This is a genomic window from Desulfobacterium sp. N47, from assembly GCF_051233685.1.
Taxonomy (GTDB): Bacteria; Desulfobacterota; Desulfobacteria; order Desulfobacterales; family RPRI01; genus RPRI01.
Window position 1 is genome coordinate 1 of the sequence record NZ_JBAMMY010000317.1, and the last position, 7,254, is coordinate 7,254.

A 7,254-nucleotide genomic window follows, 5' to 3' on the forward strand; every position below is an offset into this window, starting at 1 on the left:
GCCAAGGCCGCGTTGGCTGATGATTTTAATGCCGTTTGCAACAAAAACCAGAAACTCTCCCGAAAATCTTTCGTGGACGCGCTGTTACGGATGGTCGCGTGAGTAAACCATGCATCATTTCGGTGAAACTTTAGATTATAATTACATTATCGTTATTCATGGTGTGTGTATCCTTTCCTTTTTTTTGGTCGGTTAATTGCCTCGGTAACAATCAACCGATGGATACACCACCTATCTCCCTAAACACAACTTTTGATTATATCTCCAGGTGGCCGCAACAGCGCTCAACTGGCCTCTGCATTTGCCGCTTACGATGGTACGGTGGCCATGTATCGTCAGACCGTGCTCACAGCCTTCCAGGATGTGGAGGATCAACTGGCCGCCCAGCAATTGCTTGCTCAACAGCTTGATAAAGAAAATGCCGCTTTGGAATCCGCAAAACGCATGCTGAATATCTCGAATAACCGCTACAAATCCGGCGTTGAACAATATCTCGACGTTATTGTTGCTCAGGTAGCTGAGTTAACCCACAAACAAAATGTGGTTAAACTAAACGGGCAAAGACTTGCTGCAAGTGTATCGCTCATCAAGGCGCTGGGAGCGGGTTGGAAAGCTACTTCCGCTATGAGCTCAGAGAATACCTCAATATGCTGTGGTTCCACCAAATATTGAGGCCAAACGAATCATTTAATACTTTTTCGCCCTTGTCTCCTGTTAATATAACCCAATGTTATTAAAGTATGAATCCGAACTTATAATTTTTATTCGGCTATTGGCAGACTATTTGCTTGCTGTTACATTAGGAGAAGCAATAGAAATAGCCGGATTGGATTATAGCCGTGCTCAAAGTGCTCAAAGACAAAGACACAAAGACAAAGAGAGATTAAAGAGACTTATATTTATCAGTTGAAAAAACAAGGAGGATTCAATGAGACAACCACGTATTCAATACAAAAGGAGGACTAAATGAGACATGTATCCAAGATCCGTATTTTGATGTTCACCGTGGCCGTTATGGCTGCCGCAATCGTTTCGGGATGCTCAAACGCCCCGCTACGCACAGAGGCGTCAACATCAGGGATCAGCGCTGCCGAGGAGGCCGGGGCGGCCAAAATACCGCAAGCCTCGCTTTATTTGCAACTGGCAAAGGAGGAACTGGAACTCGCCAAGGGGCTGTCCGCGAAAGGTGAGAAGGAGAAGGCCGAGTCTATGCTGACGCGCTCCGAAGCCGACGCCGAGCTGGCCATCGTACTGTCCCACGGGAATGCCGAGAAGTCGGAAGCCATGGCAGCAGTGGAACGTGTGCGCCAACTCCGGAAAGACAACCCATGATCCATGACCTAATCAAAACCTAAAAGGAGGCTTTAATGAAAACGCTGCAAATATTTACCATAGTCACGTTCGTTGCGTCCATCGCGCTTTTCACCGGCTGCGCTAGCGTGGCGCCAAATGAACTCGTAAACGCTCGTTCGGCCTACCGGCAAGCAAGCGAAGGCCCAGCGGAGCAATTCGCACCGGCGGAATTACACAAGGCGCATGAGGCGCTCGCCGTAGCGGAACAGTCATTTATAGACGAACCCGATTCGCACACAACAAAAGACCTTGCTTACGTTGCCCAGCGCAAATCTGAACAGGCGGGAGTGCTTGGCGCTATGGCCGCCAACAAGGAAGTCAAAAACAAATCAAATGCCGAGTTCCGGGACCAACAAACCGAGATCGTAAAGCAGGGCAAGCAGAATTTAAGCGACTCCGAGATGAAGACAACTGCAGCACGGGCTGAACTCGACAAGCTCGCCACGGTCAAGGAAGTTAAAGACAAATCGGATGCCGAGTTCCGGAACCAACAAGCCGAGATCGTAGAGCAGGGGAAGCAGAATTTGTTCGACTCAGAGATGCGAACGGCTGCTGCTCAGGCTGAACTCGCAAAACTCGCCGCTGTCAAGGAAGAGGAACGCGGACTGGTCGTCACGCTCTCCGGTGGCGTCCTTTTTCAATCCGCCAAGTCAACCTTGTTGCCCTCTGCACAGGTAAAGCTTGACCAGGTTGCCAAAGCGTTGCTTTCGATCCCCGCACGCAACCTCATCGTGGAGGGACATACCGATTCAATTGGCTCCGAGTCTTACAACCAGGGTCTCTCGCAACGTCGGGCCGACGCGGTACGTGATTACCTCGTACAGAAAGGCTACCCAGCAGACCGCATCCAGGCACGCGGAAAGGGCGAAGGCAGCCCGATCGCCGACAATACTTCACCAGAGGGGCGCGCCAACAACCGCCGCGTCGAGATCGTCATCGAACGTTAATAGCAGACACCCAGCCTGCAGGCTGGAAAGTAGAAACACATGAACCGGAATCAAGTCGAAGGCTCGGTACGCTCCACCTGAAATAATCACAGACTGATTCACAGCCCAGGAGTTTAGCGCGATGCGGCGCACTCCTGGGCTCTTCGTCAAGACGGAAAGGAGGATTCAATGTTGTGGACAATTGCTGTAATACTGATAGTTCTGTGGCTGGCAGGATTGGTGAGCAGTTACACTATGGGAGGGTTCATTCACATCCTGCTGGTAATTGCCATTATAATGGTACTGGTAAATGTTATTCAGGGGCGAAAATCTTAGTGATAAAGAAAGGTTTTTATCCAGCCAGATTGAAGGATGGAAAGAAGGATTAAAATGAAAACGAATACACTGTTAGGCATCATACTCATTGTTGTTGGGGTTGTGGCCTTTGCGTATCAGGGCATCACCTACACGACCAGAGAGAAAGTTGTCGATATAGGTCCTCTCCAGGTGACTGCTGAGAAGACAAAAACATTTCCTCTTCCGCCGCTTGTGGGAGCTGTTGCGCTCGTGAGCGGCATTGTATTGCGGTTATTCGAAACAAAAAGGGCTGATGGGAAGCAAAATATTTAAACTTTGAAACTTTGAGGGGGTTGCTATGAAGGATAAACGAAAAGCGTACGAAGAAAAGCTCGATGCGCAGTTGGATGAATGGAAAGCTCAAATCGATCTGCTCAAAGCCAAGGCTGGTAAGAGCAAGGCCGAGGCGAAGATCGAATACTACAAAATCATCGAAGCACTGCAGCAAAAGCAAGATGAGGCCGCAACAAAGCTGAACGAGTTAAAAACCGCCGGAGATGAGGCATGGGAAAACCTGAAGACAGGCGCAGAAAAGGCCTGGGATGAAGTCAAGGCGGCCTTTCACAGTGCGGCCTCAAAGTTCAAAGGAGAATAAAGTAACCATGCTGTTGCATATCACCTCCTGTCTCAATGTTACCGGACTTTTGTGCGCCGCCTCTCTCTGTATCATGCTTCTTTTCCAATCTCTTCCTGCGGTGGCTGCTGACGGGACCGGCGATGAATTTCTGACCGGTTATATTGCCTCTATCCTTCGACCTTATCAACGCGGATTATACCATTGGCATTCCCGTAACCTACCGGCGTGGCGACAATTCGCTTCGCTTCCGCATTTATCATCAGAGCTCGCTCACTGGGGGATCGAGTATTTAGGCAGCAAGCCCCTTTTATGGAACGGCAGGCCAATTGGCGGGGTGGACATGAAGAGCCTGGAAGAGAATAACCGGGCCATCGATACCAGAGTGAAGGCCGGCCTCGAGTTCGGACATCCCAACCCGGGGCAGCGTCGCCTGCGCCTCATGGCCGAGTGGTACAATGGATTTGGTCCGCACGGCCAGTTTTACAACAATAAGGTTGAATACTTTGGCTTGGGGGTGTCTCTTGGATTCTGAACATCCATCAACATCAACATGTTGAGGTTCGGCCAAATATTGAGGTCAAACGAATCATTAATCAAACAGGAGAAATATCATGAAATCAAGCACAAAAGACAACGCAGAAGGCAAGATGCACCAGGTTAAAGGCAAGATCAAGGAGATCGCTGGGAAATTAAGCGATAACCCGGATTTGGAAGCCGAAGGTACCGGCGAGAAGATAGCCGGTGAAGTTCAGGAAAAAATCGGTCAGGTCAAGAAGGTTTTAGGAAAGTAGTGAAAACGGCGCATCATGCACCCGTAAATTCTTGTGTTCCCGGTTGCAGTTGCCTGATTCACCACAACCATAACTCCGAAAGGCATGAGGTCTTCGGAGTAAAAGTGTTCAAAAAACAACAGTAACACCAAAAAAGGAGAACGTACAAATGAAAACAATGTATAAATTATCAGTAATGATGGTAGTGGCGGCGGCTCTGCTGGCGCTCAGCGTGCCTGTGCACGCATCGAAAATGGACAGCCGTATCGAATCATCCGCCAGGGAGTCGTATGTATTCAAGACCTACCTTAAGGCTGATGATATTAAAATCAAGTCCGTGGATGGGGTTGTGAGCTTAACGGGAACTGTCTCGGAAGAATCCCACAAATCATTAGCAAATGAGACCGTGGCGAGCTTGCCCGGTGTTAAGAGTGTGAACAATGGTCTGGAAGTAAAAGGGGAACACCCTGCTGAAAAATCTGATACATGGATCACAACGAAATTGAAAACTATGCTCCTGTTTAATCGGAACGTGAGTGCCATGACAGAAGTTAGCACTAAAGACGGAATCGTCACCCTGCAGGGCGAAGCAACCAGCCAGGCGCAAAAGGATCTGACGACCGAATATGCCAAGGATGTCGATGGGGTTAAAGAAGTAAAAAATGAAATGAAAGTGGCAAAGACCCCGAAAAAAACAGAAACGGCAGGCCAAAAGATTGATGATGCTTCCATCACCGCTCAGGTGAAGATGACGCTGCTCTATCATCGCTCGACCAGCGCTCTCAAAACCTCGGTAACCACGAAGAACGGTGTTGTTACCTTGTCCGGCAAGGCGAAAAATGCAGCCGAAAAGGATCTGGCCACCAAGTTTGTCAATGACGTAAACGGTGTGAAGAGTGTAAATAACCATATGACCATCGGGTAGCCCTATCCCAAGACCAAAGAAACTGTATGATCGCTGCCGGCTGGCACGGTGATGCAATAGCCGGCAGTGGGAAGGAAGTAAATAGGTTATGTTTTAAGTTTTAAAGAAAAAGCAGCGCCTCTGCAACTAAGGGTGCAATACCCTGATGCGAGTGATCGGCAGCACCCCGGGACAGACCAACAGGATTCCTTTTATTGTGTATATGTCGGCCATCACTTTTGCAGAACATTCGATTCATATGCCGAATTCCTTTTTTTCCCTGACGACCAGATAGCAAAGGCCCTTACTGATGCTGCTAAGCGCGGTGTTGACGTAAAGATCATTCTTCCCGGGATCACCGATTCTCAGTTGGCATTACATGCACAGAGGTGTTATTACTCCGGGCTTTTGAAATCGGGAGTGAAGATTTACGAGCGCAACACTTCCCTGCTGCACGCGAAAACAGCGGTAATTGACAATGTTTGGTCAACAGTCGGTTCAACCAACATGGACTTTTTGAGCTTATTAAACAATGATGAGGTAAATGCGGTTATCCTGAGCAAGGAGTTTGCCGCCGAAATGGAGAAGATGTTTGTAAAAGACCTTGCTCATTCCAGGCAGATTCAATGGAATGAGTGGGAAAAAAGACCTTTGTTGCCCAGGGTCAGGGAGTGGTTTGTAAATTTATTCGTCCGATGGTTGTAATATTTTGTAAACGGTGGATTCATCACGGCAAGAACGGGGCCGCATATCCATCAACATATTGAGGTTCCGCCAAATATTGAGGCAAATGAATCGTTTCAATCTTTTAGGCTGCTCTCTTCTGTTAATCCAACCCCATGTTATTAAAGGATGAATCCAAATTTATACTTCTACTTCCGGCAATGGCAGGCTATTTGCTGGTAAGCGTTTTTATCTATTAACATATTATCAATTAAGGAGGAATTAAATGAAAAAAACTTTTTTAACGCTGACAATTTCTGTTTTCTTATTACTAACCTTATTTATGACTTTAAGTTTTGCCGAAGATCGTAAAGGTGCATTTACAATTACACCAAATATCGGCTGGTACGTTTTTGAAGGAAACCAGAAACTGGATGATGGAATCACACCCGGTATAAATCTTGGTTATGACTTAACCAAAAACTGGGGAATTGAGGGATCATTTAATTACATCGATTCCGACCGCAAAGGTTATAGTGATTCATCGGTAAGCGGCTATCTTTATAAAATGGATGGCATATACAACATAACAAACTTCGGAAAACTAGTTCCTTATCTTGCAGCAGGTGCCGGAGGAATTACATTAAATCCAGCCGATGGAGATACTGGCAACAATTTTTTAGTTAATTACGGAGCCGGATTAAAATACTTTCTCACAGACAATATCGCATTACGGGGAGATGTAAGGCACGTTATTCCTTTGAATGAATCAAATAACAATTTATTATGCACAGTGGGTTTATCATTTTTATTCGGAGGTGAAAAGGAAACACCCAAAATTGAACCTGTAAGCGAAGTAAAAGAAGCACCCGCTGTTGCTGAAAAAGTTGAAGAAGACGTAGATACGGACGGCGATGGCGTATATGACTCTCTGGATAAATGTCCCGATACCCCGAAAGGCGTAAAGGTTGATGCCGATGGATGCCCATTGGATACTGACGGCGACGGAGTATATGATTATCTGGACAAATGTCCCGATACTCCAAAAGGCGTAAAGGTTGATGCTGATGGCTGTCCGTTAGATACTGACGGTGATGGAGTATATGATTATCTGGACAAATGTCCGGACACACCAAAAGGCGCCAGTGTTGATTCCAGGGGATGCTGGGTACTCGCAGGAGTATATTTTGATACGGAAAAATGGAACATAGTATCTCAATATTTTCCGGTTTTAGATAATGTAGTAGGCATTATTAAAAAGAACCCGGATATGAAACTGGAAATTCAGGGACATACCGATAGCCGTGGAACTGAAAAATACAATCAGAAGCTTTCTGAAAACAGGGCTAAATCGGTTTTGGAATATCTTGCAGGTAAAGGTGTGGTTCGTTCAAAGCTTACAGCCAAAGGATATGGATATTCCGTTCCGGCTGCACCTAATGATACTGAAGAAGGAATGGCAAAAAACCGCAGGGTTGAATTAAAGCCTATCTATTAACTCTAACATTCTTCAATGGACTTGAAAAAGTCCATTGAAGAACTTGCCATTGTGCGCGAAGCAAAGGAGTTATAGTCAAGAGTTGTGTATGGAATAATTAGGCGGCGATCCATTTTTTTTCAATTCCATTCACAAATTTGACTCCTTTAATTACTTCAGCCAATCGTTCAGGGCAGTGGAGACGTAACCATCTTTTCTCAGCGCAC

Annotated in this window: 11 protein-coding genes; all 11 read left to right on the forward strand. The window is 46.6% G+C overall.

Annotation, left to right across the window (positions count from 1 at the left end; translation table 11 throughout):
* Window positions 1-252 precede the first annotated feature (252 nt).
* The 11 genes from VXK47_RS20210 (at window position 253) to VXK47_RS20260 (ending at window position 7,048) form a co-directional block, all read left to right on the forward strand.
* Window positions 253-672, forward strand: a complete 420-nt coding sequence (locus VXK47_RS20210) for a TolC family protein (RefSeq protein WP_435550593.1) — start codon at window positions 253-255, stop codon at window positions 670-672.
* Between the two features lie 294 nt (window positions 673-966).
* Window positions 967-1,332, forward strand: coding sequence for a hypothetical protein (locus VXK47_RS20215; protein ID WP_435550594.1), 366 nt, complete (start codon window positions 967-969; stop codon window positions 1,330-1,332).
* A 35-nt stretch (window positions 1,333-1,367) separates the two neighbouring features.
* Window positions 1,368-2,300, forward strand: a complete 933-nt coding sequence (locus VXK47_RS20220) for an OmpA family protein (RefSeq protein WP_435550595.1) — start codon at window positions 1,368-1,370, stop codon at window positions 2,298-2,300.
* 168 nt (window positions 2,301-2,468) lie between these two features.
* Window positions 2,469-2,615, forward strand: coding sequence for a lmo0937 family membrane protein (locus tag VXK47_RS20225; RefSeq protein ID WP_435550596.1), 147 nt, complete (start codon window positions 2,469-2,471; stop codon window positions 2,613-2,615).
* Window positions 2,616-2,669: 54 nt separating this feature from the next.
* A complete protein-coding gene (locus tag VXK47_RS20230; RefSeq protein WP_435550597.1) occupies window positions 2,670-2,909 on the forward strand; it encodes a DUF3185 domain-containing protein in 240 nt (79 codons plus the stop codon).
* Window positions 2,910-2,934: 25 nt separating this feature from the next.
* Complete coding sequence (locus tag VXK47_RS20235) at window positions 2,935-3,231, forward strand: coiled coil domain-containing protein (RefSeq protein ID WP_435550598.1); 297 nt, start codon at window positions 2,935-2,937, stop codon at window positions 3,229-3,231.
* Window positions 3,232-3,238: 7 nt separating this feature from the next.
* Window positions 3,239-3,745, forward strand: a complete 507-nt coding sequence (locus tag VXK47_RS20240; RefSeq protein WP_435550599.1) for a DUF1207 domain-containing protein — start codon at window positions 3,239-3,241, stop codon at window positions 3,743-3,745.
* 79 nt (window positions 3,746-3,824) lie between these two features.
* Window positions 3,825-4,004, forward strand: a complete 180-nt coding sequence (locus VXK47_RS20245) for a CsbD family protein (RefSeq protein ID WP_435550600.1) — start codon at window positions 3,825-3,827, stop codon at window positions 4,002-4,004.
* Window positions 4,005-4,152: 148 nt separating this feature from the next.
* Window positions 4,153-4,908, forward strand: coding sequence for a BON domain-containing protein (locus tag VXK47_RS20250; RefSeq protein WP_435550601.1), 756 nt, complete (start codon window positions 4,153-4,155; stop codon window positions 4,906-4,908).
* Between the two features lie 132 nt (window positions 4,909-5,040).
* Window positions 5,041-5,592 (forward strand): phospholipase D-like domain-containing protein, encoded by a 552-nt coding sequence (locus VXK47_RS20255; RefSeq protein WP_435550602.1) that lies wholly within the window; start codon window positions 5,041-5,043, stop codon window positions 5,590-5,592.
* A 244-nt stretch (window positions 5,593-5,836) separates the two neighbouring features.
* Window positions 5,837-7,048 carry an outer membrane beta-barrel domain-containing protein gene (locus tag VXK47_RS20260; RefSeq protein ID WP_435550603.1) on the forward strand — a complete coding sequence of 404 codons (1,212 nt, stop codon included), beginning with the start codon at window positions 5,837-5,839 and terminating at the stop codon, window positions 7,046-7,048.
* The last annotated feature ends 206 nt before the right edge of the window (window positions 7,049-7,254 follow it).

What these genes read in the sequence shown, in the direction of transcription:
- VXK47_RS20215 (WP_435550594.1), top strand. Translation starts at nt 967, where the DNA reads ATGAGACATGTATCCAAGATCCGTATTTTGATGTTCACCGTGGCCGTT.
- VXK47_RS20220 (WP_435550595.1), top strand. Translation starts at nt 1,368, where the DNA reads ATGAAAACGCTGCAAATATTTACCATAGTCACGTTCGTTGCGTCCATC.
- VXK47_RS20225 (WP_435550596.1), top strand. Translation starts at nt 2,469, where the DNA reads ATGTTGTGGACAATTGCTGTAATACTGATAGTTCTGTGGCTGGCAGGA.
- VXK47_RS20230 (WP_435550597.1), top strand. Translation starts at nt 2,670, where the DNA reads ATGAAAACGAATACACTGTTAGGCATCATACTCATTGTTGTTGGGGTT.
- VXK47_RS20235 (WP_435550598.1), top strand. Translation starts at nt 2,935, where the DNA reads ATGAAGGATAAACGAAAAGCGTACGAAGAAAAGCTCGATGCGCAGTTG.
- VXK47_RS20240 (WP_435550599.1), top strand. Translation starts at nt 3,239, where the DNA reads ATGCTGTTGCATATCACCTCCTGTCTCAATGTTACCGGACTTTTGTGC.
- VXK47_RS20245 (WP_435550600.1), top strand. Translation starts at nt 3,825, where the DNA reads ATGAAATCAAGCACAAAAGACAACGCAGAAGGCAAGATGCACCAGGTT.
- VXK47_RS20250 (WP_435550601.1), top strand. Translation starts at nt 4,153, where the DNA reads ATGAAAACAATGTATAAATTATCAGTAATGATGGTAGTGGCGGCGGCT.
- VXK47_RS20260 (WP_435550603.1), top strand. Translation starts at nt 5,837, where the DNA reads ATGAAAAAAACTTTTTTAACGCTGACAATTTCTGTTTTCTTATTACTA.